Here is a 25,562-nt window from a genome sequence, read left to right as displayed (position 1 = left end):
GAGGGTACTTCATAACTTCTAGCATAAGGGGGAAGCCGCATTTGCAAATACTACCGATTGTTCTTGCAGCCGTAGCCCCAGGCCTCTCACTGCTTGCCTATTTTTATCTAAAAGATAAATACGAAACTGAACCCATCCATTTGGTTATCCGCATGTTCTTATTTGGTGTGCTGCTTGTATATCCGACGATGGTGCTTCAGAATGCTTTGGTTCAAGAATTTGGCGAGGGAACTTTTATTTCATCGTTTCTCCTTTCCGGGGGCATTGAAGAGTTCATGAAATGGTTCGTTCTGTATCATCTGATATTCAGACATGAAGCATTTGATGAACCCTATGACGGTATCGTATACGCGGTTGCGGTAAGCTTGGGTTATGCGACATTAGAAAATATCATCTACGCATTTTTGAATGCAGCATCTTTCTCTGCGCTTATGATCCGCGCTTTGCTGCCGGTTTCGGCGCATGCTCTCTTCGGTGTCATGATGGGTTATTACTTGGGCAAAGCCAAGTTCGTTCCTCACAAAACCCAAAAGTATCTGTGGTTCTCGCTTCTGTTGCCTATCTTTTGGCATGGATTGTTTGATTACATTTTGCTCTTCTTCAAATCCAACTGGATCTGGGTCATGATTCCGGTTATGACATTTCTGTGGATTCGGACGATTTGGCGGGTGGACCGGGCGAATGCTCATTCGCCATTGCGCGTCGCATCAGCAGATGAGAAGATTAAAATGAGTTAATTTGGGCAATACTGGACTGTATAGAACGCGATTCCTGGCTCATAGAGCTCGGAAGCACCGGGAGGGTGTACATGTCCATAACACGAGTGAAAGTAAAGATCCGCTGTAGACAGTGCGGGGAAAAGTTCGTGCTGAAAGGAAAAAGAGAAAAAGGTAAAATCGAAACAGGATTTAGGCAATGTATTTGCAGCAATGAGCATGACTTTGAAATAGAGACGGATGAATAACGAGAGGCCATTCTTTACGAATAGGCCTCTTTTTGTTGTCAATCTTGTATAAACCTGTCTATCCACGCAAAAACTAAGCGCAAGTTTAGGGGATGAAAGGGGTATTCACGTGTATAAAAGATTGAGCATTGTCATGTTTCCATTTCTATTAGTTGCCTTAATCGGTGCATCGGTTTGGGGGTACTTGGAGCATCAGGAGAAAAATACGATTTTGATTAAAGCTGAGAACCAATATCAGCGTGCGTTCCATGATCTCTCCTTCCATATGGATAAGCTGCATACGGAGTTGGGGAACACACTTGCTGTTAACTCGACGGCTGAGCCTTCTTACCGCAAAGGGCTTGTGAATGTATGGCGGTTGACCAGCCAGGCTCAAAGTGACATCACACAGCTTCCGTTAACCCTGCTGCCATTTAACAAGACAGAGGACTTCTTAGCGAATATGGCGAATTATTCATACCGAATGTCCGTTCGTGACATGACCAAGCAGCCGTTAACGGAAACAGAAATAAAAACGTTAAGTTCGCTTTACGATCATTCCGCTGAGATTACGAAGGAAATACGCGGAGTTCAGGATAAAGTAATGACGAACAATTTGCGTTGGATGGACGTGGAAATGGCTTTAGCTTCCGAAAATGAAGTGCATGATAATGCGATCATTGATGGCTTTTCCATCGTTGATAAAAAAGTAGGCGCCTACGAGGAGCTGAATTGGGGCCCTGGCAGTATGGGCATGCTTTCCCAGAAAAAAATAAGCATGCTGTCCGGCAATGAGATGACGGCAGATCAAATTAAGCAAAAGGCGGCTCAATTCCTGGGGCAAGCCGACACGGCCAATATGCAAGTCGTAGAAAACGGCGGGAATTCGCCTGAAAATCAGAGCTTTAGCGTTGTGGTTCCGAGCGGGACTGGCGGTGCCGATAGTGCGCAGATGGATTATACGAAAAAAGGCGGTCATTTGATTTATTTTATGAAGCCGCGTGATGTCAAAGAGTCGAAGTTCGATCTTAGACAAGCCCGCGATATCGCGAATGAGTTCTTGGACCAACATGAATATAAAGATATGAGTGCAGTTAGCTATGATCAATATCAAAACATTGCGAATATTATTTTCGCTAAACGTGAGAAGGATGTTACCATTTATCCCCAGCAAATCAGTGTGAAGGTTGCGCTGGACACGCTCGAAGTCATCGGACTTCAAGCGACGGATTATATTTATGGCCAAGTCCAGCGGAATATTGGGCAACCTAAAATTACAGCGGCCGAAGCACGGAAACAACTTAGTCCGAATATGAAAGTGACGGGTGAGTCTCTCGCTATCATCAAAAATGATCTGGATGAAGAGGTTCTCTGCCATGAATTTATCGGGAAAATGAACAATAATCTATATCGTGTTTATATCAATGCTGATTTGGGAATGGAAGAAAAAATCGAGACGATTCGCCCCGATCAGGCTCAAGCCGCGGCAAATAAAACAACATAAAGTCGAAAAAGAGAGAAGCGGGTTCGAGCAGATTCGAGCCTTGCTTCTTTTTTTTGCTATTCAAATAAGAGCGGCGTGGTTATAATTGTGTCATCATATGTTTCGGAGGTGCAGGGATTGCTGCCCAAGGTTAACCAAATTTTACATATACAAGTGAACAGTATTGATGATGAAGAATCCAGGATTGAATACAAATCCAGAATTGCCGATGTAACAGATAGCTCAATCTTGATAGAAATTCCTATGAATGAGCAGACGGGCCGACTCAAGAAGCTGTATTATGGCGATGAGTTAAACACCTTCTATATTGCACAAGGGGGCGTGAAACACTACTTCACAACGTCGGTTATCGGGTTTCGGGAAGACGTGTTACGGTTAGTCGAACTTCATAAGCCCGAACCGGAAGCTATCACGCAAGTCCAACGCCGAAGTTTTCTGAGGGTGCCGGCTGAACTGGAAATTGCAGTCAAAGTGTCTGACCAGGTTCAATTTATCGGTGTGACGGACGATGTTGGCGGTGGCGGCATCTCGATGGAATATGACGGCCAAATCCCGCTTGGCATCAACACGATTATTTCTTGCTGGCTGCTTGTTCCTTACAAGAACGGCAACATTGAGCATATTCCATTTAACGGTGAAGTTGTGCGCGTCAAGCTATTGGAAACCGGCAAGCAGCTTGCCATGGTGCGGTTTGTTGAGATTTTGGACAGGGAGCGCCAGAAGTTGATTCGTTTTTGTTTTGAGCGCCAGATGGATTTCCGCAAAAGATAATATAGGGATCTTTTGACGAAGTCAAAAGTCTCTCTGCTTGTATGAAAGTCAAAAGTCTCCTGCTTGTAAGCATGAGAGTTAGCTCGTATGGGTATACTACCAGACAATATGCCTATTCGAGCAGGTGAGAAGCTCTTGTCCAACGATCGGGAAACGAAGTCCTATGAGCAGTTGTTTATCCTCTTCTCTGCGAAAGTAGAAAAGGTGATTATTCGAACAACTCTCGTATGTTTTATCGTGCTTATTTGCGTGCAGTTATTGCTCCAAATCCCTTATATACGCAAGCATTTTACAAGGGTTGAACCCCTGGAAGGCAAGCCTTATATGCTGCCTCAAAATGCTAAGGGAGAGCGCTCTTAAGCAGGCTAGGTTGCAATCTATTATGCGTCCAAGTTTTGCATATACCTAGGTAGTGTGATATAATTTGAATCAATTAGCAGGCAGTGCCTGCTTTTTTGTTCGTAAGGTATTGTGGAGTATCGTTGGGAGGAACAGCAGCTTGGATAAGTTCAATATTGCCATTGATGGACCTGCTGGTGCCGGTAAAAGTACCATTGCTCGGCTTGTTGCCGGAGCACTTGGATTCGTTTACGTGGATACAGGGGCCATGTATCGGGCAGTAACATGGAAAGTACAGCAAGAAGGGCTGCTACCTGATCAAGAGACAGAAGTGGCTGCTTTGGCCAATCGTATGAAGATTGAGCTCATTCCTGGAGAAGAGGGTCAACAAGTTTTTGTCGATGGCGTCGATGTGACGAAAGCAATCCGTACGACTGCCATTACAGATCATGTTTCCCAAATTGCCAGTTATGGCGCGATACGCGAGCTGCTGGTCAACCTGCAGAAACAAATGGCGATTTCTAAAGGTGTTGTTATGGATGGCCGGGATATCGGCACTCATGTCATGCCGGATGCAGAAATCAAGGTGTTTCTGACAGCCAGCGTGCAGGAACGCGCAGAGCGACGCTTCAAAGAAATGCAGAGCAGCGGTACTTGTACACTGACGCTCTCCGAACTTGAACAGGACATCGCTCGTAGGGACCAATTGGACCAAGATCGAGAGATTTCTCCGCTCAGACGTGCTCATGACGCTGTGTTGATGGATAGCACCTCAATGACAATTGAAGAAGTTGTGGACGAGATACTTGGGCTTTGTAAAGACAAAGTCGGAGGTGGCAAATAAGATGCTATATCGCATCGGAAGGGCCTTGTTTCGCTGCTTTTTTACCTTGTTTTTTCGGTTACGTGCCATCGGTATGGAAAATGTCCCTAAACATGGTGCAGTAGTGCTTTGCGGCAATCATACAAGTTTATTGGATCCTCCATTATTAGGAACACCGCTCAAACGTATGGTACATTTTATGGCGAAAGCCGAACTCTTCGACATTCCTGTTCTGGGCGCGGTCATCTCAAAAGTTGGCGCATTTCCAGTTAAACGCGGTGGTGTAAGCAGAGATTCGATCCGTCTCGCGGTGCAATTGCTCCGTGACGGCAATATGTTAGGCGTTTTCCCAGAAGGCTCGCGTAATAACGCTGGGGGAATGGGCAAGAAGGGCGCTGCTTCTCTGGCATTGAAATCCGGTGCTGCTGTCGTTCCTGTGGCCATTGTCGGTACTTATTCTTTATTCCGCCGCATGACCATTGTGTATGGCAAACCGCTTGATTTAACTGCTTACGCAGGAGCTAGCTCAGAAGATTTGGAGCTCGCGACGGAAGCCATTATGAAAGAAATTCGCCGCTTACACAGTACATATAGCAAGGCATAGGCCCCATGTATGGAAATGAAAGCTTGGAATTATACTATCTTCAAAAGCGAATGATGATTGTTTTGTTTGAAACAGAGTAGAAGCTTACATACTGCTTTGTGACTTATAAATTATTTTTTGTTGGTTGTAATTAGAGGAGGCTAATCTCATGTCAGATGAAGTAAAAGTTCAAGATCAAACGCAAGAAGCTCAAGAAACAGCCGTATCGCAAGCAGAAGCGGAGCATGCCATGAATAATGTTGCTGTGCTGAAGAAAGGCGCTACCGTGAAAGGCAAAATCGTTAAGGTAGACGCAGATCAAGCCTTCGTGGATATCGGTTACAAATACGATGGTGTTATTCCGGTTCGCGAACTATCTTCCGTAAGCTTGGAAGATGCTGGTCAAGCGGTACAACTTGGACAAGAAGTTGAGTTGAAAGTTGTTTCCATCAACGATGCGAAAGAAACATTGGTTCTTTCCAAACGTGTTGTAGACAGCGAAAAAGCTTGGGAAACACTGCAAGGCCAACTGGAAAGCAAAGAAATTATCGAAGCTTCCGTTGCTGAAGTGGTAAAAGGCGGTTTGGTTGTGGATATCGGCGTACGCGGTTTCGTACCTGCTTCCATGGTTGAGCGTCAATTCGTTGAAGATTTCTCCTCCTACAAAGGCCGCACATTGCGTCTTCGTGTGAAAGAAATCGATCGCGAGAAAAACAAAGTCATCCTTTCCCAAAAAGATGTATTGGATGAAGAATTCGAAGCAAACAAAAAGAAAATCATCGAAGGATTGCAAGTAGGACAAGTTCTAGATGGAACTGTTCAACGCTTGACGCAATTCGGTGCATTTATCGATATCGGTGGCATCGACGGTTTGGTACACATTTCCGAGCTTGCTTGGCACCATGTAGATCAAGCTTCTGACGTTGTCAAAGAAGGCGACAAAGTGAAAGTGCAAATCCTTAAACTTGACCCGTCCAACGACAAAATCAGCCTTAGCATCAAAGCTACACAAGCAGGCCCTTGGTCCAATGTGGAGAATGATTTCAAAGCTGGCGATATCGTAACAGGTACAGTGAAACGTCTTGCTGCGTTTGGCGCATTCGTTGAAGTAGCTCCTGGTGTTGAAGGTCTTGTGCATATTTCGCAAATCGCACACCGTCACATCGGAACACCTCATGAAGTATTGAAAGAAGGCCAAGAAGTTCAAGTGAAAATCTTGGAAATCAATGCTTCCGAGAAACGCGTTAGCCTAAGCATCAAAGAAACAGAAGAAGCTCCTGAAGCTCCTGCTGGCGCAGCTGCTCCGTCCGCTGCGAAACCGGAAAGAGAAAGACAACCAAGAGGCGACCGTGACCGCGGTAACAGCGCTAGCCACCAAAAAGAAATCGCTGGTAACGAGAACGTGTCTCTAAGCAACCAAGGTTTATCCATGACACTTGGCGAGCGTTTCGGCGACAAACTGGCTAAATTTAAAAAATAAGTGATACTTGGATTTTAGGGGGACCAAAGGAATGCGCATCTCACGCAAAATGGAGCATGTCCATTACGCGCTGGAGCTTGGTCAATCCAGACAGCAAGGGCTGTCGGATATCAAGCTTGTGCATAACTGTTTACCTGAGACTTCAACGGATCACATTGCACTAACGACTGAAATCGGCGATCTCATTATGAGTTCGCCGATTTTAATTAATGCGATGACCGGAGGAGCTCAGGAGACAGAGAGCATCAACCGCGAGCTAGCGATTATGGCGAGGGAAAAAGGCATGGCGATGGCCGTCGGCTCCCAGATGTCAGCGCTAAAAAACAGCGAAGTAGCGTCCAGCTACCAAGTCGTGCGGCGCGAAAACCCGAAGGGTATCGTGTTTGCGAATTTGGGCAGCGAGGCCACCGTTGACCAAGCAGTCAGAGCCATTGACATGATTGAAGCCAATGCGCTGCAAATTCATTTGAACGTCATGCAAGAACTCATCATGCCCGAAGGAGATCGCAGCTTTGTAGGCATGCTGAAGCGAATTGAGGCCATTGTTCGGCACGTTCAGGTGCCGGTCATTGTCAAGGAAGTCGGCTTCGGCATCTTGAAGGATAACGCCAAGCAATTACAAGACATTGGTGTCCGCGTCTTGGATGTTGGCGGTTCAGGCGGCACGAATTTCGCCGCCATCGAGAATGCCAGACGTCCAGCAGCGATAGAGTGGCTGAACGATTGGGGTACCCCGACAAGCATCTCGCTATTGGAGGCGCTGTCTGTTTATCCAAGAGGCGCAGTCATTGCCTCTGGGGGCATTACCAACGCTTTGGAAGCGGCCAAAGCGCTAGCTCTTGGCGCCTCAGCCGTCGGCATGGCGGGCGTATTTCTGAAGGTGTTGCGCGAGCAAGGCACCCAAAGTCTGCATCGCTTTGCAGACGAGCTTCATCAGGGACTTATCTTAATTATGACGGCGCTAGGCGCCCCTACAATTAAGGATTTGGGGCATTGCCCTGTCGTCATTATGGGAGAAACGGCGGAATGGTGCCGCACCCGTGGGATTGATTTAACTTCATACGCAGATAAAACCAATCGGAGTAAATAATCGAAAGATTGCCATACTAAGGATCAAGATGTGCTTCCCTCTACACAAGAAGAGTGGAAGCCGTAGATCCGCGGGCAAGCGGTGATAGCTATCATCGGTTCGCCTATGCCTTGTAGGGTGGTCAGATTATGAACTCCGGTTATTTGTCTCTCATTCTCCTTTGCATCACGTTGATTTTGTTTGCCAGCGGATGGAAGGAGCTGTACGTCAGAAGTATATCGCATAAGGGCATGCTTCTTTTTTTTGCCCTGTGGATTGCAAGTTCGTGCCTATCCGTGACGATTAAGCAGGTGCATATCCAACTCGTCTATATCTTGGTTTTTGCCATTAGCATAGCTATTCTTTTCGTGATTCAAGGCTTCATACATAAGCTTCATTTGCTTTCTATCGGGCTTCTGCTGGGTTCGCTTCATTTCTTGCTGCAGCAGCTGCTGGAGATGGATCCAATCCTCATTGTGCGAAATTCAGACTGGGATATTGCTTTATTGCTCGCTTTGATAGCGGTTGTTTTACAACGCAATCCTCTGGAGCAAATTGCCGCTCTCTCGATGGGCTATTTACTTGGTGATATGTATCAGGCGAGTATTCATCCCGTAGAGGGCTACCATCATGTCGGCCATTCGACATTTCAAGATCAATGGTGGCTATCTGTCTTTGCTGCGCGAACAATGACGATTATTCTGCAAGCGGTCTACACGGGCTGTCGAAGTATGGTAAGAAGCTGGATAGAGCGAAGAGGAGGCTGGAGAAAGTAATGGACTGGTTTTATTCACACCGGTATACGATAGGCATTGTGGTAGGTGTTATTTTTGGAATATTAGCCAGGCTCAATATGCTTAGAACAGATTACAGACAATACCCGACATATCCGCATGGTAAAATCATACATATCTCCCTCGGTGTCATTGCGGCAGGTTTAGGAGCTGTCGCAGTGCCTGCTTTGTTAGACAAAAACTACACAGCGGTTACGTTTCTTTCCTTAGCTGCTCAGCAGTTCCGTGATGTTCGTAATATGGAGAGACAAAGCTTAACGAAAGTGGATGAACTGGAGCTAGTTCCCAGAGGGGCTGCCTACATTGAAGGTATTGCCATGGTTTTCGAGGGAAGAAATTATCTGGTCATTTTCTCAGCGTTTCTGGCGTCTCTCTTCAGCATTTTGTTTGCCTGGTACTGGGGAGTTCTTGCCGGTATTTTGTCGATCTGGATTGCGCACTTTTTTAAATCGGGTAAAAAGCTTGGGGATATTGCGGATATTGAAGCCGTTCCGATTCGGATGGATGGACCTGATTTGTTTGTCGGATCCGTTTATATCATGAATGTGGGGCTGCAGGATAGCCGAAGTAAGATTCAAGAGCATGGGGTAGGTTTTCTGATCAAACCTAAAAATCGTAATTCTCGCGTAACCCTGGCGAATCTGGGTCAAAGACAGGCGATATTGCACGATATTTCTACGCTATTTGGCGTTTATCGAGATGAGGGGGAGCCCTCTTTGCGGCCTATGGCCAAGCTGGATATGAATACGGGCATTCTCGGAGTGCTGCTGCTGCCGCAAGAGCAGGATGTTGACAAAACATTTGTTGCTTTGCATCGGGTTCCCGTGCTGGAGAGCGCCGTACGTATGCCGTCTGAGGCCGGCGTAAACAAAAATAAGGGGGCGTGATTCGCCATGTCGCAAATTCTTGCTGTTGTGACATTAACGAAGGATCGGGTTGGCGGAGGTGCGCCAATCTTTGTGGTAGAGCAGGAGGATGACCTGCAGAAAGTTTCTTTCTCGCTGGAAAAAATATTGGATGCGAACGCGCATGATTTGAAAAATGGCACGATGATTTTGGTCAAACATACCTGAAAGGTTGGTTTGTTAGGATCAATTTGGCGACAAGTCTCAAAAGAGATTAGCCAATCCGTGTCTTTTTTGTTATGATGTAAGTTGCGTATTTTTCCATGGCTGATCATGGAATCAGGAGGAGTGAATGAGAATTGGCTAGACCAGTACTTGCAATTGTCGGCCGACCGAATGTCGGAAAATCCACCATTTTCAATCGGATCGTAGGCGATCGTCTTGCGATTGTGGAAGATAAACCGGGTGTAACACGTGATCGACTCTATGGTGTGGGTGAATGGCTGAATACGTCATTCAGCGTGATTGATACAGGCGGTATTGAAATTGATGGCGAGGATGCGATCCTCAAATCTGTTCGTGTGCAGGCTGAGCTTGCGATTGAAGAAGCGGATGTTATTGTGTTCATGGTAGATGCGAAAGCGGGGGTAACCCCATCGGATGAAGAAGTAGCTCAACTGCTGTTCCGTTCCAAGAAACCGGTTGTCCTTGCCGTGAACAAAGTGGATAACCTCGCGCGCCAAGATGATATCTACGAATTCTATGCTTTGGGATTTGGCGATCCGATAGGGATCTCAGGTTCTCACGGGATCGGAATCGGTGACCTGCTCGAAGTTGTCTGCGGTCTTTTCCCTGATAAAAAGGATGACGAGTATGGGGACGAAGTTATTAAATTTGCACTGATTGGTCGTCCGAACGTTGGTAAGTCGTCCATGACGAATGCCATTCTCGGTGAAGAACGCGTTATTGTCAGTGATGTTGCCGGCACGACACGCGATGCCATCGATACGCCATTTGAACGGGATAACCAGAAGTTTGTTATTATTGATACCGCTGGTATGCGCAAAAGAGGCAAGGTTTACGAGAACACGGAGAAATATAGCGTCATGCGCGCAATGAAAGCGATCGAACGCGCAGATGTTGTGCTCGTTGTTATTGATGGCCAAGAAGGCATCATTGATCAGGACAAGCACATCGCTGGATATGCGCATGAAGCAGGAAAAGCGATTATCATTGTCGTAAATAAATGGGATATCGTTGAAAAAGACGATAAAACCATGCAGCATTTTACACAAACTATTCGCGATCATTTCTTGTTCTTGAGTTATGCTCCGATTGTCTTTGTATCGGCAAAAACAACACAACGCTTACACAAGCTGTTGCCGGTTGTTGTTCAAGTGGCGGAAAATCATGCTCTGCGTGTTCAAACGCATTTGTTGAATGATGTCGTTTCCGATGCCGTTGCCTATAATCCGCCTCCAACGGATAAAGGCAAGCGCCTGCGGATTAACTATGTTACTCAAGTTGCCGTTAAGCCTCCTGTCTTTGTGCTCTTCGTGAATGAGCCTGAGCTCATGCACTTTTCATATGAACGGTATTTGGATAACAAAATTCGTGCAGCCTTTGGTTTCGAAGGGACGCCGATACGTATCTTAAGCCGTAGAAAGACTTCGGACAAAGAATAAGGAGATGTTGCAGCTTGCTTTTAATTTCCATAATAACAATCGTAGCAGGTTATTTATTAGGGGCTATCAGCTTTAGTTATTTATTTGGAAAATGGTTTAAAGGCATCGATATCCGCAAGCATGGAAGCGGTAATGCTGGCGCAACCAACACACTTCGCGTATTGGGCAAGGGTCCGGCAATCATGGTATTGATCTTGGACGGTTTGAAGGGGGTTGCTGCCGTTTGCCTTGGCATCTGGGCAGCCCCCGGACCGGACGATATGTGGGTTCGCGTATTGTGCGGACTTGCTGCCATCATTGGGCATAACTGGCCGGTGTATTACGGGTTCCGCGGCGGCAAAGGGATTGCCACGACAATCGGCGTAATGGCCACGCTTTGCTTCATTCCTACGTTAATTGCAGGTTTAACGGCTATCGTCATTATTGCTATAACCCGTTTCGTCTCGTTAGGTTCCCTGATTCTAACTGCACTCTTACCTTTTCTTATTTGGGGAATGGATCGACCACTACCGGTTCTGTGGATTAGTATTCTGCTGTGCGCGTTTGCCTTTATGCGCCATCGTACCAATATTGTGAAGCTCGTTCAGGGCAAAGAGAATAAACTGGGCCAGAAAAGAGCATAGTCTTTGCATACATCACCCAATTATTCCAATGCATAACGTTTAGGAGGGGTAACCATGTCAAACAAAGTATCGGTTCTTGTAGCAGGCAGCTGGGGAACGGCTCTTGCCACGGTACTGGCGGATAATGGGCATCAAGTGCTGTTATGGTCTCGTAATGAGGAGCAAGTGCATGAGATCAACGAACAACACCGGAATAGCCGTTTTCTCCAAGATGTGGAGTTATCACCGCTAATCGTAGCGACGAATTCGCTGCAGGAGGCGGTAGAAGGAGCAGATGCGATTATTATGGTCGTTCCTTCGTCCGGCATGCGTGAAGTTGCATCTAACGTGCGTCCCTTTTTGAAAAAGGATGCTTTGCTGATTCATGCAACCAAAGGATTTGAAACGGGATCCCTCAAGCGGATGACCGAGGTATTGGCAGATGAACTGCCTGAAATCAATCCGAATCGGCTTGTGGTGCTTTCCGGCCCTAGTCACGCAGAAGAAGTCATACGGAAGTGCCCGACCACCGTGGTTGTCGCGGCACAAGATCTGGAAGCGGCTGAAGCCGCGCAGGATTTATTGATTAACTCGTATTTCCGTGTCTATACGAATCCCGATGTTGCAGGCGTTGAAGTCGGCGGAGCGCTCAAAAACATCATCGCCCTGGGTGCAGGGCTGACAGATGGCTTGGGCTTTGGTGATAATGCCAAAGCTGCGCTGATGACCAGAGGATTGGCCGAAATCGCTCGCTTAGGTACAACGATGGGCGCTAACCCTCTGACTTTTGCCGGATTAGCTGGAATCGGTGATTTGATTGTGACTTGTACGAGTCAACACAGCCGGAATTGGCGCGCTGGAAATAAATTAGCTAAAGGCATGCCTCTAGATGCAGTCCTGCAAGAGATGGGAATGGTCGTGGAAGGCGTGAAAACAACGAAAGCTGCTTATGAATTGTCCCGCAGATATGATGTGACAATGCCTATTACAGATGAGTTGTACAAGGTGCTTTTCGATGGGAAGTCTCCGCAGTTAGCCGCTCAGGATCTTATGGGTCGTGTCAGAACGCATGAGATCGAAGAAGTGGCTACGGATGCCATTACAAATGTATTGAAGTAGCCTACACCACATTCTTCCCGCACTCATACTATACCGTATAAGTATTTAGTTCTTATCAGGTATAGGGAGGCGGCACATTTGGCAAACAAAGATATGTCTAAAGACGTATTGAATGTGGTGAAGAAGAAAACGGGGAAATCCGTTTCACCTAAAGATATCGAGAGAATTGCGAGTGGTGTGAAACCTTCAACTCTTCAGAGTGAGACTCAACTGCGTCAGTTGATCAAGCAAGTCTCTGGTCTTGTTAATGTGAAAGTATCCGAAGAGACGATCAATGACATCATTCAGGCAGTGAAAAGCTCTAAGCTCGATAGCAACAACATGCAGCAGCTTATGAACATGATGATGGGCAAAAAATAAAAAGCATGAAGGGGAGCTTGCTGCCCTTTATGCTTTTTTTCTCATCCTATGCTATACTTACTGTTGATAATTTTAAAGATTATACATAAGGGGTAAAATTATATGTCAAGTTTGGACAAAATGTGGGCGTCTTTTGTAGCCATTGGACTCATGGTTGTCGCATCATTACTGATTTCGTACGCAAGAACGCGTACCCAAGGGTGGGTTCGTGTCGTTCTATCGACGGTTGCCTTTATTTTATTCATTCCCATTTTACTCTATATGCTGCTATCATTGTTCTAACTTGGAGGCGATACATACATGCTGGAATTAAAAACGCGCAAAGCGCAAAAAACGATGGAGCCGGAAATTGGGTTAAGTATCTTGGATCATGCGCTCAAAAACGACGTGGAATGGGGGTTCTCGTGTACCCGAGGCACATGTGCCAGATGCCGCTGTTACGTAGCTGCTGGACGTGAACTGCTTTCACAACCTTCCGATGCGGAAGAGAATCGCCTGGAGCCGGAAGAAATCGAGCAGGGCTATCGACTTGCCTGCCAATGCATGATTAAACAAACAGGCGTCATTTCCGTTACACATAAGCCATATTTTTAAAATATCTGCCTGAAAGGTGTGGGCATCTTGGTCCTGCTGGAACCGTTAGTACCAACGATTACGACCATCCATACACAATTATTGCAAGCCCCTAGCGTACGATGGCTCATCGGTGGCAGCTGCGGACTGCTTATGCAAAACGTAGATATTGGAAGAAGTCCAAGAGATCTGGATATTTATGTGGATAAGAACGATGTATCCGCCATTCATTCTTCTCTTCAAGATTATTCAGTTGATACACCTGTGTATAGTCAAACAAACATATATGCCTCGATCCTAAGCCATTATCAAATTCATGGAGATACGGTTGAAGTGGTAGGGGATTTCAAAGTCCAAGCATTTGATTCCTCCTATCAAGTGGAGGCTGCATTCCTATGGGAGGACCATAGCCATACAGCAGTGATCGGCAGCCAAGAAGTGAAGGTAATGCCGTTAGCTCATGAGCTTCTCTTTAATCTATTGCGAAATCGGCCTGATCGTTACGAAGCTATCTATAAAACGATGATGGCTGCTCCAGAGCTGCACATGCCGGCATTAAATGCGTTACTGCAAAGAAATAGTTGGGGACTAGCGTTTGAACACAAGCTTGAGGAATTAATAGATTCGCGCTGAGATTTAGGAAGTTGACAGATAAGTAGGTGGACCTGATGAGTGGATTTGAAGTGCATTTCTGGCCAGATGATAAGAAGATCAGTGTTCGGACAGGCACGACTTTACTGGATGCCGGACGGAAGGCTAAGGTTCATATACGCACACGCTGTGGAGGCAAAGCTGCTTGTCTGATGTGCAAAGTGCAGGTGAATGACGCTAGCAGCAAGGGGCTTGCCCCGATGAATGTGAATGAACGGCTGAAACTTGGCTCACAAGCGGAGGAAGGTTACCGCCTAGCCTGCCAAGCTCGTGTGGTTGGCCCTGTGCAGGTGACGATCCCAGAGGACCCTCTAAAGGCTGCAATTCGTGCTCAGCTTGCCAGACAAGCCGAAGATGATGATTTATTTTAGAGAACAGAGATAGGATGATGGATGCGTGAAAATAGCTCGAGGTGTTGGATATGGCAGATGGATAGGCATGATTCTTAGTATGGTTCTGCTGTTAAGCGGTTGTGCTTATCCGAAAGAACTGCGCAAGGAGAATCAAATTAACCCTGCGGAGTTTATTACCGTTGTTCAGCAAGCCGTTGATCTTTTCCATGAGAAAACCGGTGTTCTGCCTATAAAAAATAGCGATATGACTACACCGCTCTATGAGAAATATGTCATTGATTTTGCAAAGTTGAAAAAGTCAAACTATTTAAGCACCGTACCGGCGAACGCTTTTGAAAGCGGTGGTATTTTCATCTACGTGCTCGTCGATGCGGAAACGAAACCGACAGTGAAGTTGATGGATCTATCGGCTTATCAAAGCGTGGAAGATGTCCAGAAGAAAATAAATGATTATAAAGCAAGTCATGATGGGAAATTGCCTGCTGGAATTGCTATCAATGAAGCGTTCGAGTATGTGGATTTCAATAATTTGGGGATGAAAGCCCCTGAAATCAAGTCGGTTTACAACCGCCAGAACCTCGTAACCTATTTGGTGAATAAGCAAACGGGCGAGGTTGCTATCGATTATGCGATGGATATGATGAAGTTCATTCAAGATCAGGGTTTAGCCAGTTCCCTGAAACCGGATCAAGATTTACGAGAGATTCTCGTGAACAAATCTTACTTCGTGCCGATTCGCAGTTTTCCATATCATTGGCAGAATAATCAGCCATTTCCCCAAGTGACGCCATAAGTATTGATTCCTCTTACAGCATTCTGTAAGAGGTTTTTTTCATTTTTCAGAATATCGCCGTCGATGTAATCATATATTCTTTCAATGTGGTGAGGAAAGCCCTATATGTGCTTCATAAAATATGAGCGGTAAAAAAAGATAAGTAACATCTATCATATTTCTATCGAAAGTACATATATTTCTTACTAGTCCAAATGAATGTACGAGTAGTCAATTGTTAACGTCTCAAAGTCAGTTGACGACCAAACTGTAGGAGGGATTCTCTTGGAGAAAGTGGATATCTTTAAGGACATTGCAGAACGAACGGGAGGGGACATTTACCTGGGGGTTGTTGGAGCAGTCCGTACAGGCAAATCAACCTTTATTAAGCGTTTTGTGGAATCTGTAGTGCTTCCGAACATTCAAAGCGAAGCGGATAGGATCCGGGCTACCGATGAACTCCCGCAGAGCGCTGCTGGCCGCACGATTATGACAACGGAGCCAAAGTTCGTGCCGAATACGGCGGTCCAAATTTCTGTGGCCGAAGGGCTGAATGTGAATGTGCGCCTTGTTGATTGTGTAGGTTATGCGGTTGATGGCGCCAAAGGCTATGAAGACGAAAACGGTCCACGCATGATTAATACGCCATGGTTCGATGAACCAATTCCATTCCAGGAAGCGGCTGAAATCGGAACTCGCAAAGTAATTCAGGAGCATTCAACACTAGGTGTTGTGGTGACAACCGATGGCACGATTTCGGATATCCCACGGTCATCCTACGTGCTGGCCGAAGAAAGAGTGATTAATGAGCTGAAGGAAGTGGGCAAACCTTTCATCGTCATTATCAACTCTCAGAAGCCAAACAGCGAACCGGCGCTTGAGCTGCGCAGCGAGCTGCAAAGCCGCTATGATGTGCCAGTTGTGACAATGAGCGTTGCTAGTGCAGGCGAAGAGGAAATGGTTTCTGTCCTGCGTGAAGTGCTCTACGAGTTCCCTGTTCATGAAGTGAATGTGAATTTGCCAAGCTGGGTCATGGTTCTAGACGAGAATCATTGGCTGCGTACTCAATTCGAAAATTCCGTACGTGATACGGTTCAAGATATTAGACGCTTGCGCGACGTGGATCGTGTCGTCAGCCAGTTTGCTGAATACGAGTTTATTGACAAAGCGGCACTTGCCGGACTCAATATGGGTCAGGGCGTGGCCGAGATTGATCTCTTTGCGCCAGATGAACTCTATGATCGGATCTTGGTGGAAGTGGTCGGCGTTGAAATTCGCGGAAAAGATCACCTTCTGCAATTGATGCAGGACTTCACACACGCCAAACGAGAGTATGATCAATTCGCAGAGGCGCTGGAAATGGTCAAAACAACCGGTTACGGCATCGCACCTCCAACACTCGCAGAAATGGCGCTGGATGAGCCGGAATTGATCCGTCAAGGCTCTAGATTCGGTGTCCGTTTACGGGCAACCGCTCCGTCGATTCATATGATTCGGGTGGATGTCGAGTCTGAATTCTCTCCGATTATTGGAACCGAGAAGCAAAGTGAAGAGCTTGTCCGCTATTTGATGCAGGATTTTGAAGATAATCCGCTCAAAATTTGGGAATCCGATATTTTCGGAAGATCCTTGCATTCGATTGTGCGTGAAGGCATTCAAGGGAAACTTGCTCAAATGCCGGATAATGCGCGCTACAAGTTGCAAGAAACACTTGGACGTATTATCAACGAGGGATCTGGCGGTTTAATTGCCATAATTTTGTAAGAAAGTAGACAAAAAAACACTCGCGAGAGTGTTTTTTGTCGTTTTATAGCAAAAATACCCACATAAAATGGAAAACGATACTTGAAATTGATGTCGTAGTATATTACTATGAATTTATTCGTCTGCTTTCGATGTTCATTTTTACTAAGAAAATCAACGTTTTTTCATGGATTCATGTATATTTTCTGACGAAACGGTGAAAACAGGAAGTAACGGAAGTAAGAAATCTTGGGGGGAGGTGAATGGCATGAATAAATCTGAATTGATTAACAAGGTTGCTGAAACCTCTGAGCTTTCCAAGAAAGATGCGACGAAAGCAGTTGATGCTGTTTTTGAAGCAATTTCCGAAGCGCTGCAAGGCGGGGATAAAGTACAATTAGTTGGGTTTGGTAACTTTGAAGTTCGTGAACGTTCCGCTCGTAAAGGACGTAATCCACAGACTGGTGATGAAATCGAAATCCCAGCAAGCAAAATTCCAGCTTTCAAACCTGGTAAAGCACTTAAAGATGGCATTCAATAATTGCGTTTTACATACTATTGAACGTTATATAACAACAAAGCCGTGGCCGCATTTTGCTGTCACGGTTTTATTCATTTATAGGCAGAAAATGCCTTTACAATTCGAAAATCTCCTACTATAATTACAAAGTGAATAAGTAGCTTGGGGATACAGACGGGGTATGGCGCAGCCTGGTAGCGCGCACCCTTGGGGTGGGTGAGGTCGCACGTTCGAATCGTGTTACTCCGATTATGAAAAAGACATCGAAAGTCCGATGTCTTTTTCTCTTGCAGAGGCTTGTTCCGATTGATAAGCACTTCTTAGATGATTTAGGGGGAACAGTCTTGAATAAGGTGAAACTGAACGAGTTAGTAAAGTCCCAAGATTGGACAATGTTCGGTATTATTGCATCGATTTACTTAGTTTGGCGAATTGGCGTGGTTGGCAACTGGAGTAAAGAATGTTGGATTTTGCTGTTGGTTTGCTTGCTAGGTGTTCGCAAAGATCAGATTGATGTGGATTGGAAGCGGTTTTTTCTTTTCGGTATACCGCTGCTTGGCATATTTTATTATTTCTACGGGTCCGGCAACGGATTTTGGTGGAAAATCGCCAACTGGATGTTTGAAAATAACCGCCATCCCTGGCACTGGGATGAATATATGAATGCGATTCCTCTGAACACGGGTGGATGGGCGAGGTGGATTGCCACTCCTTCACTGGATAAAGCCATGGTTTGGATTTATAATTATGGCTTCGTTTTATCCCTATGGATCTGCATTGTGAGAAGCTTTTGGACACGCAGTATCAAGAAAATGTTATCGTACGCATTATCCGGTCACATGCTGCAGTTTCCGCTCATTTTGCCATTCTACAACCTTATTTTGCTGCATGAAGTGTGGTATGTGAACAAGCAGCCGGATTTATTAAATCGTGTATTTGCGGATCAGAACTCATTGCTTGTAGCCGTGATGAACTGTTTTCCGAGTATGCACACGTCTATCTCCTTTGCTATGCTTCTTCTGGCCCTACGAGAAAAAGATCGTATTTTCAAAACGATGATGGTGACTTACTGCGCTGCGATCATCTTCTCAACCCTGTATCTGCAAATCCATTGGTTAATTGATGTATTTGCCGGCATGCTATTCGCTTATGGGACGGTCAAGCTATCGGATTTCCTTATTCGATTGGGCTCTACTCGCGTACTGCCAGCCAGATTCAAAAAATATTACGGCAATGGCCTACAAACGAGTTCAAATGAAGTTTCAATTTAGGTTAGTTGACTTCGGGATGCTTTTTTTGGCATCATTAGGTAAGGATATATGAAGTGAAGGCAAGAACGGAGGATGAGAATGGACGATACGAACAAAATGAACCCATCGAATACGAACGGCAATGAATATTTCGTTATCAAAGCCAAAGATAATGGCGTTCATGTCATTGGACTAACACGCGGTCAGGACACACGCTTTCATCATACGGAGAAATTGGACAAGGGCGAGGTTATGATTGCCCAGTTTACAGAGCACACCTCCGCAGTTAAAGTCAGAGGTAAAGCGCTTATCATTACGAAATACGGCACTGTAGATACCGAAGAATAATTTATTATTGATAAAGCAGGCATAGCCTGCTTTTTTTCTTTGTACAATGGTGTATAGAGCTTGTAACAGAAGCAACGTTATAGTCCGATTTGCTCTTGCTGAATAGCCAGGAGGTGCAATATGATATGAGATGGTCGATGCGCATCGTGATGACGTTAGCGGTATCTATTGTCATAGTCGTTTGTTTATCTTTACTGCCCAAAATGGATAGCTCAATGGGATTAAGCTCACCTTACCGCTGGCCAAGCAACCGAATCGGGCAAGTGACCGACAATAATTTACCGGATTTACTCGTTCAAGTGCCTCTGCAAATGCGAATTCGCAAAGTCGAGTTGACCAACGCCCGCATGTCGCTTGATTTGAGTTTGCCTAAAAATGCGGACTCGGCAGCCGTTTACCGAGATTTATACACGATCGCTCAGACCATGCTGTTGAAAACCAAAAATGTGAACCAAGTCTGGGTTCGGGTGATTGATTACTCCAACACGTCTGATAGCGCGTCAACGCAGCTTGTACTTGCCATGGTTGCCGAGCGTGAATCTGGGAAGGATATGGAGAAGGGCGCAAATGAGCTCAGCCTTATTCAACTTGAACAGGAGCTGCAGAATCGGTTTCGGATTACGTACACCTCCAAATGGCAGCAAAGATATCCTTTATAATTAATTGTGCTTCTCTTTACGTGTTATGATATAATGATTTGAATTGAAACTTGACCAACCTTAATGAGATTTGGCACACGGTTACGGAGGCTTTTGCATGAATTCTTATCGGATCCCAGAGATCGCTAAGCAGTACACGGAGTATGATATGATCCAAATTCACACAGACTTGCCCGATTTCCCGGAGCTGCGCACCCGTCTGTTGTTTGCATTCTTGAACGGAAATAGTAAATTGAGCTCCTCCAGTGAGTTGTACACGTTAGCAACATCGCTTGTGCAGCTTGCGCTCGACACACATGAATTGGTTACGGCTTCAAATGACATTAAAGAGAAAAAAGCGGCAAGATCCAGACAGCTTAAAGTTCTTGCTGGAGATTATTTCAGTTCTCGCTTCTATCATCTCCTTGCCGGTGCCGGCCAAATTGACATGATTAAGCAATTGTCGAATGCCATTTGTGATGTCAACAGGTTAAAGATGAATACGTACATGAAAATGAAGCAACTGAAATTATCGGCAGAAGATTACATTCACCAAACGGTGGAGATTAAATCTCAGCTTTTTTTGTCATTCTCGGAGTTCATGTCTGAGGTGTATGACCAAGCTTGGCCGGAGATTTTGAGAAGTTATACGAAATGTGAAGTGCTCTTCGAAGAAATATTCCGACTGGAGTCTGCTGCAGATTTCAAGAACAGCTGGGGATTCTGGCACATTTTGCAGCATGGTACGAAGGATGAGCGGAAGCAGCTTCAAACCGAGGAGTCGGATCAAGTCAAAGTCCGTACCCTGATGCACAAATATCATATCCCTTCGCAATTGTATCAAATGCTGGATTCTCAGACGAAGCTGCTACAAGCTAAAGTGAAGCAGCTTGAATCGGACAAACTAATAAGTGAACTGTTTCACATAGGCGAGCCGTTCCTGCGTTTTTTAGCCAAGCAGCCCAAAGTACTGGAAGAAATTTGAGGTGACCTGACAGATGAATATGACAAAATCAAAGACACCCGTTAAAAACTCGAAAACCAAAGAAGAGTTCGTCCACTCGGTCTTCGAGAGCATTGCGCCAAAGTATGATTTAATGAACAATATTTTAAGCTTCAACAGGCACAAAGCATGGCGCAAATTTACAATGAAGAAGATGAATGTTCAGCCTGGTGAAACAGCCATTGATTTATGCTGCGGGACTTGTGATTGGACCATCTCACTAGCCAAAGCAAGCGGCACCGGCAAAATGGTGGGGCTTGATTTCAGCCAAAATATGCTGGATTATGGTGCAGATAAAATTAAGCAGCTTCACTTGGACAAGCAGATCCAGTTAATTCAAGGCAATGCGATGAGTCTTCCCTTTGACGATAACACGTTTGATTATGCAACGATCGGATTTGCCCTCCGTAATGTACCTGATTTGGAGCAAGTCATTCGTGAAATGCAGCGTGTCGTTAAGCCAGGAGGACTAGTTGTGTCTCTGGAATTGTCCAAACCGACATGGCAGCCGTTCAAGTCCATCTATTATTTTTATTTCCAACGCGTCCTGCCTTTCTTAGGTAAGATGATTGCTCAGAAATATGAGCAGTACAAATGGCTGCCGGAATCATTAATTCATTTTCCCGACCACAAACAATTAGCAGCCATATTTACAAACCTAGGATTAAAGAGTGTACAGGCTTACCCGCTAACAGGCGGGGTTGCGGCCTTGCATATTGGCACCAAGGGGAATACGAAATCAGGAGAGTAATGCGCATATGTTTACTAAACTAAAAATCTTTCTGGAAATGATTAAATTCGAACACAGTGTCTTTGCACTGCCTTTTGCTTTCATGGGAGCGATTCTGGGTTCCGTAGTATTAAATGGACATTTGCCGAGTTGGGCTCAAATTGGCTGGATCACACTAGCGATGGTGGGAGCTAGAACCGCTGCCATGGCCTTAAATCGTGTGATTGATAAAGCGATTGATAAGAAAAATCCGCGCACGGAGAATCGCGCAATACCCGCAGGATTAATATCCATTCCGCAAGTTATTATTTATATTATTATTTCATTTGCTTTGCTTTTCTGGGCAACATCCAATCTAAGTTCGTTATCGATGAAACTGCTGCCTATCGCAGTGTTTTTTCTTGTCTTTTACTCTTATACCAAAAGATTTACTTGGACCTGCCACTTTGTGCTCGGTTTGACTTTAGGCTTGGCCCCACTTGGCGGCTGGATTGCCGTAACGGGCCAATTCACATGGGCGTCCATTGTATTTTATTTGACGGTCGTTTGCTGGAGCGCTGGATTTGATCTCATCTATGCTTGTCAGGATGCTGAATTTGACCGTAACGAAGGACTTCATTCCTTGCCTAGCCGCTTTGGCATCAAGGCAGCATTGAATACAGCTCGTATCTTGCACGTACTGACAGCGGTTGGCCTTGTTACCTTATTCTTCATTACACATTTGAGCTGGTTTTATCTAGTAGGACTCGTAATTGCTTATTTTATTTTGTACAAAGAACACAGACTTGTTTCGCCACAGGATTTATCTAAACTTAATACAGCCTTTTTTACAATGAACGGTGTGCTTAGCCTTGTGATGTTTGCATTTACACTGCTTGATGTGCTTGTGAGAGAGTACTTATGAGCGGCGGCAATTGGGTGGTAGGGATTACTGGGGCAAGCGGAGCTGTTTATGGCGTTCGGTTGTGTCAGGTCATGCTGGATCAAGGCTTGGATGTGCATTTGATTGTCACAGAGGCTGGCTGGCGAGTGCTGCATGATGAGATGGGCTGGCAGGCAAGCAAACGCAAAGAAATGCTGCAAGAGCATTTTGGCGGCCGTGCAGGCTCATTCGAGCACCATCCGATTGCAGATATTGGAGCAACTGTTGCCAGCGGATCCTTTCGGACAAAGGGGATGGTTGTCATCCCTTGCTCGATGGGCACGTTATCCGGCATTGCGCATGGCTCATCCGATAATTTGTTAGAACGGACAGCAGATGTGATGCTGAAAGAAGGAAGAAAATTAATTCTGGTCCCAAGGGAAACGCCATTGCATGCCATACATTTGGAAAATATGCTGACCTTGTCTAGAATGGGTGTACGTATGATTCCAGCTATGCCAGCCTTTTATCATCGTCCGAGCTCCATAGAGGAGATGGTCGATTTTCTGGTAGGCAAGGTGCTGGACAGCATGGAAATTGAGCATTCCTTGTACCGAAGATGGGGTGATAACCATGAGTAGCTCTGACCCGAAAATTCGTATTGGCCGTATCAATTATACCAACGTTTGGCCGATTTATTATTATTTTCCTGAACTTATGAACACGTCCGAGGTAGATATTGTTGAACAGGTTCCGACTTCGCTGAATAAAGCGATGGCTGCCGGAGACATTGATATGGGGCCAATCTCCTCTTTTGCTTATGGAGAGTCCTTTGAGAATTATTTGTTATATCCGGACCTTTCCGTAAGTGCGTATGGAGAAGTCAACTCCATCCTGTTGTTCCATGAGAAGCCGCTCCGCGAGATTGCGAACGGGCATATTTTGCTGCCCACAACTTCAGCTACATCGGTAAATTTGCTCAAGATTATACTTGAGAAATTTTACGGAGGGAAGCCCACTTATGAATATTCAACTCCCGATGTCGAGCAGATGATGGCGCTTGGGGACGGAGCACTGCTCATCGGAGATGATGCAATCAAAGAGAGTTGGCGCAATAAAACGTATATGATTACGGATCTTGGGCAAGAATGGGCGAAATGGACAGGACAATGGATTTCGTTTGCCGTATGGGCGATACGCAGGGAGACGGCAGAACTGTTTCCGGAGCTTGTGGCCAATGTGTTTAATGCGTTCATGGCAAGTAAAGCGAAAGCACACAGTAATCCGGAAGAAATGATCGAGGAGGCGCAAGCTTCCGTTGGCGGTACGGCTTCCTATTGGCATCATTATTTTCATACGTTATGTTATGATTTTGGTCCGGAACAATGGGAAGGTCTTGCATCCTATTACAAGTATTGTTATGAACTTGGGTTCCTGCCGAAGCCGGTAAGCATCGCTTTATGGTCAGAGAATAAAGTGGCACGGGTGACAGAATGAAAAATTTAATCGATATCTATTCAAGAAAGAAAAAAGATATAGCGGCTATTGAAAAAACGCTCGAGGAAAGCGTATACTCCGATCACGCCATGCTGAGAGAAACGTCAAATCATTTATTGAAAGCTGGTGGCAAACGAATTCGTCCTGTTTTTGTACTGCTTTCAGGTGAGTTCGGCAACTACCAGTTGGAAACGATGAAGCGCGTGGCCGTGCCGCTGGAGCTTATTCATATGGCATCGCTCGTTCACGATGATGTTATTGATGATGCGAATACAAGACGCGGGCAATTAACAGTCCGATCCAAATGGGATAATCGGATTGCGATGTATACAGGTGATTACATATTCGCAAAGGCGTTAGGCGTCATCACTCAAATTCACAAGCCAGCGGTACACCAGATCATGTCTAAAGCGATTGTAGAAATGTCCATTGGTGAGATGGAGCAAATTCGCTTCTTTTTTCACTCCGAACAAACGATTCGCGATTACTTATTGAGAATTAGGCGCAAAACAGCGCTGCTTATCGCTATTTCCTGTCAATTAGGTGCTATGGCTGCAGATGCGCCGGATTGGATCAGCAATAAACTTTATGGTTTTGGCTACAACGTGGGGATGGCTTTCCAAATCAGAGATGATATTCTGGATCTTATCGGGACCGAGAAGCAGATCGGGAAGCCGCCAGGTTCCGATGTGAAGCAAGGCAATATTACGATTCCTGTCTTGTTTGCTATGCAGGACCCCGCCCTTAAACCGCTTATTTTGGCTGAATTAGACCGTATACATAAATTAGATGGACAAACAGATGTTAGCACTTTTTTGGATATCATCCGTCACAGTGAAGGTATTGCTATGGCAGATACGCTGTCACAGAAATACATTGACAAGGCAATTGCTTCTTTGGATAAACTGCCGAACGGGCAAGCCAAAAGAGATTTAATCGAAGTTGCACATTTCATCGGCAATCGCTCGTACTAAAGGATTTTGTGATTTGAGAAAAGCTGCCAGAAAGTGTAAACTAAGAGGGAATACATAAGATTTAACCCTTTTGGGCGTACAGGCCTACGATGGAAGTCAGTTTTCTAACGAAAACTCAGTAGTTGCTTATGAAGCAAGTTTTCTAAAGAAAACGCTAAGGAGGATATCGTTATATGGAAAAAACATTCTTGATGGTGAAACCGGATGGCGTGCAGCGCGGCCTGATCGGAGAAATTGTAAAGCGCTTTGAACAGAAAGGCTTTCAACTAATTGGCAGCAAATTGACGATGGTCACGAGAGAACAAGCCGCATTTCATTATGCTGAACATGAAGGCAAAGACTTCTACGAAAGACTCGTTAATTTCATTACCTCCGGACCTGTCTTCGCAATGGTGTGGCAGGGAGATCAAGTTATTCCTTTATCCCGCACATTAATCGGCAAAACGAATTCGTTGGAAGCAGCACCTGGTACGATTCGTGGCGATTATGCGGTACATACGAACTTCAATCTCATTCATGGCTCGGATTCACCGGAAAGCGCTGAACGCGAGATCGGTAATTTCTTTAAAGCAGACGAGATTCTTGACTATACCAAAATTATTCAGCAGTGGATTTAGCATTTCGAAACGTGAAGAACCTGACATCTTTCCAGATGCAGGTTCTTTTTTTGTCGTGCTTTGAAGGAATTTGGCAACGTATGAAAGAATGTATGTTATTTAGACAACGACCAA

Annotated in this window: 33 protein-coding genes and 1 tRNA gene; all 34 read left to right on the top strand. The window is 45.3% G+C overall.

Annotated elements, in window-relative coordinates; translation table 11 throughout:
* Nucleotides 1–41: 41 nt before the first annotated feature.
* The 34 genes from prsW (at nt 42) to ndk (ending at nt 25,448) form a co-directional block, all read left to right on the top strand.
* Nucleotides 42–737 carry a glutamic-type intramembrane protease PrsW gene (gene prsW, locus ACUN27_RS22955; protein ID WP_315949236.1) on the top strand — a complete coding sequence of 232 codons (696 nt, stop codon included), beginning with the start codon at nt 42–44 and terminating at the stop codon, nt 735–737.
* Between the two features lie 71 nt (nt 738–808).
* Complete coding sequence (locus ACUN27_RS22950) at nt 809–964, top strand: hypothetical protein (RefSeq protein ID WP_164819461.1); 156 nt, start codon at nt 809–811, stop codon at nt 962–964.
* Between the two features lie 109 nt (nt 965–1,073).
* Nucleotides 1,074–2,447, top strand: coding sequence for a germination protein YpeB (gene ypeB, locus ACUN27_RS22945; RefSeq protein WP_315949237.1), 1,374 nt, complete (start codon nt 1,074–1,076; stop codon nt 2,445–2,447).
* 87 nt (nt 2,448–2,534) lie between these two features.
* Complete coding sequence (locus ACUN27_RS22940) at nt 2,535–3,218, top strand: flagellar brake protein (RefSeq protein ID WP_445559636.1); 684 nt, start codon at nt 2,535–2,537, stop codon at nt 3,216–3,218.
* An 87-nt stretch (nt 3,219–3,305) separates the two neighbouring features.
* Nucleotides 3,306–3,578: a hypothetical protein gene (locus tag ACUN27_RS22935; protein WP_315949241.1), complete on the top strand. Its 273-nt coding sequence runs from the start codon at nt 3,306–3,308 to the stop codon at nt 3,576–3,578.
* A gap of 139 nt (nt 3,579–3,717) precedes the next feature.
* A complete protein-coding gene (gene cmk, locus ACUN27_RS22930; protein ID WP_315949243.1) occupies nt 3,718–4,401 on the top strand; it encodes a (d)CMP kinase in 684 nt (227 codons plus the stop codon).
* Between the two features lies 1 nt (nt 4,402).
* On the top strand, nt 4,403–4,984 hold the full coding sequence (locus tag ACUN27_RS22925; RefSeq protein WP_315949244.1) for a lysophospholipid acyltransferase family protein: 582 nt from the start codon (nt 4,403–4,405) through the stop codon (nt 4,982–4,984).
* Nucleotides 4,985–5,132: 148 nt separating this feature from the next.
* Nucleotides 5,133–6,443, top strand: a complete 1,311-nt coding sequence (gene rpsA, locus ACUN27_RS22920; protein ID WP_127451220.1) for a 30S ribosomal protein S1 — start codon at nt 5,133–5,135, stop codon at nt 6,441–6,443.
* Between the two features lie 31 nt (nt 6,444–6,474).
* A complete protein-coding gene (gene fni, locus ACUN27_RS22915) occupies nt 6,475–7,533 on the top strand; it encodes a type 2 isopentenyl-diphosphate Delta-isomerase (RefSeq protein WP_445559635.1) in 1,059 nt (352 codons plus the stop codon).
* A gap of 128 nt (nt 7,534–7,661) precedes the next feature.
* Nucleotides 7,662–8,288 (top strand): YphA family membrane protein, encoded by a 627-nt coding sequence (locus ACUN27_RS22910; protein ID WP_445559634.1) that lies wholly within the window; start codon nt 7,662–7,664, stop codon nt 8,286–8,288.
* Nucleotides 8,288–9,193 (top strand): YIEGIA family protein, encoded by a 906-nt coding sequence (locus ACUN27_RS22905; RefSeq protein ID WP_157319984.1) that lies wholly within the window; start codon nt 8,288–8,290, stop codon nt 9,191–9,193. The genes ACUN27_RS22910 and ACUN27_RS22905 overlap by 1 nt, the downstream gene beginning before the upstream one ends.
* A 6-nt stretch (nt 9,194–9,199) precedes the next feature.
* Nucleotides 9,200–9,379, top strand: coding sequence for a capping complex subunit for YIEGIA (locus ACUN27_RS22900; RefSeq protein WP_127451228.1), 180 nt, complete (start codon nt 9,200–9,202; stop codon nt 9,377–9,379).
* Between the two features lie 131 nt (nt 9,380–9,510).
* Nucleotides 9,511–10,836, top strand: coding sequence for a ribosome biogenesis GTPase Der (gene der, locus ACUN27_RS22895; protein ID WP_315949249.1), 1,326 nt, complete (start codon nt 9,511–9,513; stop codon nt 10,834–10,836).
* Between the two features lie 14 nt (nt 10,837–10,850).
* Nucleotides 10,851–11,459: a glycerol-3-phosphate 1-O-acyltransferase PlsY gene (gene plsY / locus ACUN27_RS22890; protein ID WP_315949250.1), complete on the top strand. Its 609-nt coding sequence runs from the start codon at nt 10,851–10,853 to the stop codon at nt 11,457–11,459.
* A 54-nt stretch (nt 11,460–11,513) separates the two neighbouring features.
* Nucleotides 11,514–12,557, top strand: a complete 1,044-nt coding sequence (locus ACUN27_RS22885) for an NAD(P)H-dependent glycerol-3-phosphate dehydrogenase (RefSeq protein ID WP_315949251.1) — start codon at nt 11,514–11,516, stop codon at nt 12,555–12,557.
* Nucleotides 12,558–12,650: 93 nt separating this feature from the next.
* Complete coding sequence (locus ACUN27_RS22880) at nt 12,651–12,917, top strand: stage VI sporulation protein F (RefSeq protein ID WP_127451790.1); 267 nt, start codon at nt 12,651–12,653, stop codon at nt 12,915–12,917.
* A 102-nt stretch (nt 12,918–13,019) separates the two neighbouring features.
* Complete coding sequence (locus tag ACUN27_RS22875; protein ID WP_127451234.1) at nt 13,020–13,199, top strand: DUF2768 family protein; 180 nt, start codon at nt 13,020–13,022, stop codon at nt 13,197–13,199.
* 18 nt (nt 13,200–13,217) lie between these two features.
* Complete coding sequence (locus ACUN27_RS22870; RefSeq protein ID WP_315949252.1) at nt 13,218–13,511, top strand: 2Fe-2S iron-sulfur cluster-binding protein; 294 nt, start codon at nt 13,218–13,220, stop codon at nt 13,509–13,511.
* An 18-nt stretch (nt 13,512–13,529) separates the two neighbouring features.
* Nucleotides 13,530–14,123: a nucleotidyltransferase domain-containing protein gene (locus ACUN27_RS22865; protein ID WP_445559633.1), complete on the top strand. Its 594-nt coding sequence runs from the start codon at nt 13,530–13,532 to the stop codon at nt 14,121–14,123.
* Between the two features lie 35 nt (nt 14,124–14,158).
* On the top strand, nt 14,159–14,512 hold the full coding sequence (locus tag ACUN27_RS22860) for a 2Fe-2S iron-sulfur cluster-binding protein (protein WP_315949254.1): 354 nt from the start codon (nt 14,159–14,161) through the stop codon (nt 14,510–14,512).
* Between the two features lie 25 nt (nt 14,513–14,537).
* Entirely contained in the window at nt 14,538–15,287 is a 750-nt protein-coding gene (locus tag ACUN27_RS22855) for a hypothetical protein (RefSeq protein ID WP_445559632.1), read from the top strand.
* A gap of 264 nt (nt 15,288–15,551) precedes the next feature.
* Entirely contained in the window at nt 15,552–17,030 is a 1,479-nt protein-coding gene (gene spoIVA / locus ACUN27_RS22850; RefSeq protein WP_090821662.1) for a stage IV sporulation protein A, read from the top strand.
* A 247-nt stretch (nt 17,031–17,277) separates the two neighbouring features.
* Complete coding sequence (locus ACUN27_RS22845; RefSeq protein ID WP_145655310.1) at nt 17,278–17,550, top strand: HU family DNA-binding protein; 273 nt, start codon at nt 17,278–17,280, stop codon at nt 17,548–17,550.
* Between the two features lie 154 nt (nt 17,551–17,704).
* Nucleotides 17,705–17,778: transfer RNA gene (locus ACUN27_RS22840), tRNA-Pro, on the top strand.
* A gap of 104 nt (nt 17,779–17,882) precedes the next feature.
* A complete protein-coding gene (locus ACUN27_RS22835; protein ID WP_315950367.1) occupies nt 17,883–18,800 on the top strand; it encodes a phosphatase PAP2 family protein in 918 nt (305 codons plus the stop codon).
* 78 nt (nt 18,801–18,878) lie between these two features.
* A complete protein-coding gene (gene mtrB, locus ACUN27_RS22830) occupies nt 18,879–19,127 on the top strand; it encodes a trp RNA-binding attenuation protein MtrB (protein WP_315949256.1) in 249 nt (82 codons plus the stop codon).
* Between the two features lie 125 nt (nt 19,128–19,252).
* The gene (locus ACUN27_RS22825; RefSeq protein ID WP_445559631.1) at nt 19,253–19,786 is read left to right on the top strand and encodes a hypothetical protein; all 534 of its coding nucleotides are present in this window, start codon (nt 19,253–19,255) and stop codon (nt 19,784–19,786) included.
* A gap of 97 nt (nt 19,787–19,883) precedes the next feature.
* Nucleotides 19,884–20,750, top strand: a complete 867-nt coding sequence (locus tag ACUN27_RS22820) for a heptaprenyl diphosphate synthase component 1 (RefSeq protein WP_315949258.1) — start codon at nt 19,884–19,886, stop codon at nt 20,748–20,750.
* 19 nt (nt 20,751–20,769) lie between these two features.
* Nucleotides 20,770–21,519, top strand: a complete 750-nt coding sequence (locus ACUN27_RS22815) for a demethylmenaquinone methyltransferase (RefSeq protein WP_326061866.1) — start codon at nt 20,770–20,772, stop codon at nt 21,517–21,519.
* Nucleotides 21,520–21,526: 7 nt separating this feature from the next.
* Nucleotides 21,527–22,402 (top strand): UbiA-like polyprenyltransferase, encoded by an 876-nt coding sequence (locus tag ACUN27_RS22810; RefSeq protein WP_315949259.1) that lies wholly within the window; start codon nt 21,527–21,529, stop codon nt 22,400–22,402.
* Complete coding sequence (locus tag ACUN27_RS22805; RefSeq protein ID WP_315949260.1) at nt 22,399–23,001, top strand: UbiX family flavin prenyltransferase; 603 nt, start codon at nt 22,399–22,401, stop codon at nt 22,999–23,001. The genes ACUN27_RS22810 and ACUN27_RS22805 overlap by 4 nt, the downstream gene beginning before the upstream one ends.
* On the top strand, nt 22,994–23,857 hold the full coding sequence (locus ACUN27_RS22800; protein ID WP_315949261.1) for a menaquinone biosynthetic enzyme MqnA/MqnD family protein: 864 nt from the start codon (nt 22,994–22,996) through the stop codon (nt 23,855–23,857). The genes ACUN27_RS22805 and ACUN27_RS22800 overlap by 8 nt, the downstream gene beginning before the upstream one ends.
* Nucleotides 23,854–24,831, top strand: coding sequence for a polyprenyl synthetase family protein (locus ACUN27_RS22795; RefSeq protein ID WP_127451378.1), 978 nt, complete (start codon nt 23,854–23,856; stop codon nt 24,829–24,831). The genes ACUN27_RS22800 and ACUN27_RS22795 overlap by 4 nt, the downstream gene beginning before the upstream one ends.
* Nucleotides 24,832–25,004: 173 nt before the next feature.
* A complete protein-coding gene (gene ndk / locus ACUN27_RS22790; protein ID WP_315949263.1) occupies nt 25,005–25,448 on the top strand; it encodes a nucleoside-diphosphate kinase in 444 nt (147 codons plus the stop codon).
* Nucleotides 25,449–25,562: the final 114 nt, after the last annotated feature.

It is taken from the genome of Paenibacillus sp. WC2504, assembly GCF_052682475.1.
Note: the sequence above shows the minus strand (reverse complement) of the source record. Positions and strands in the feature narration are given on the sequence as shown.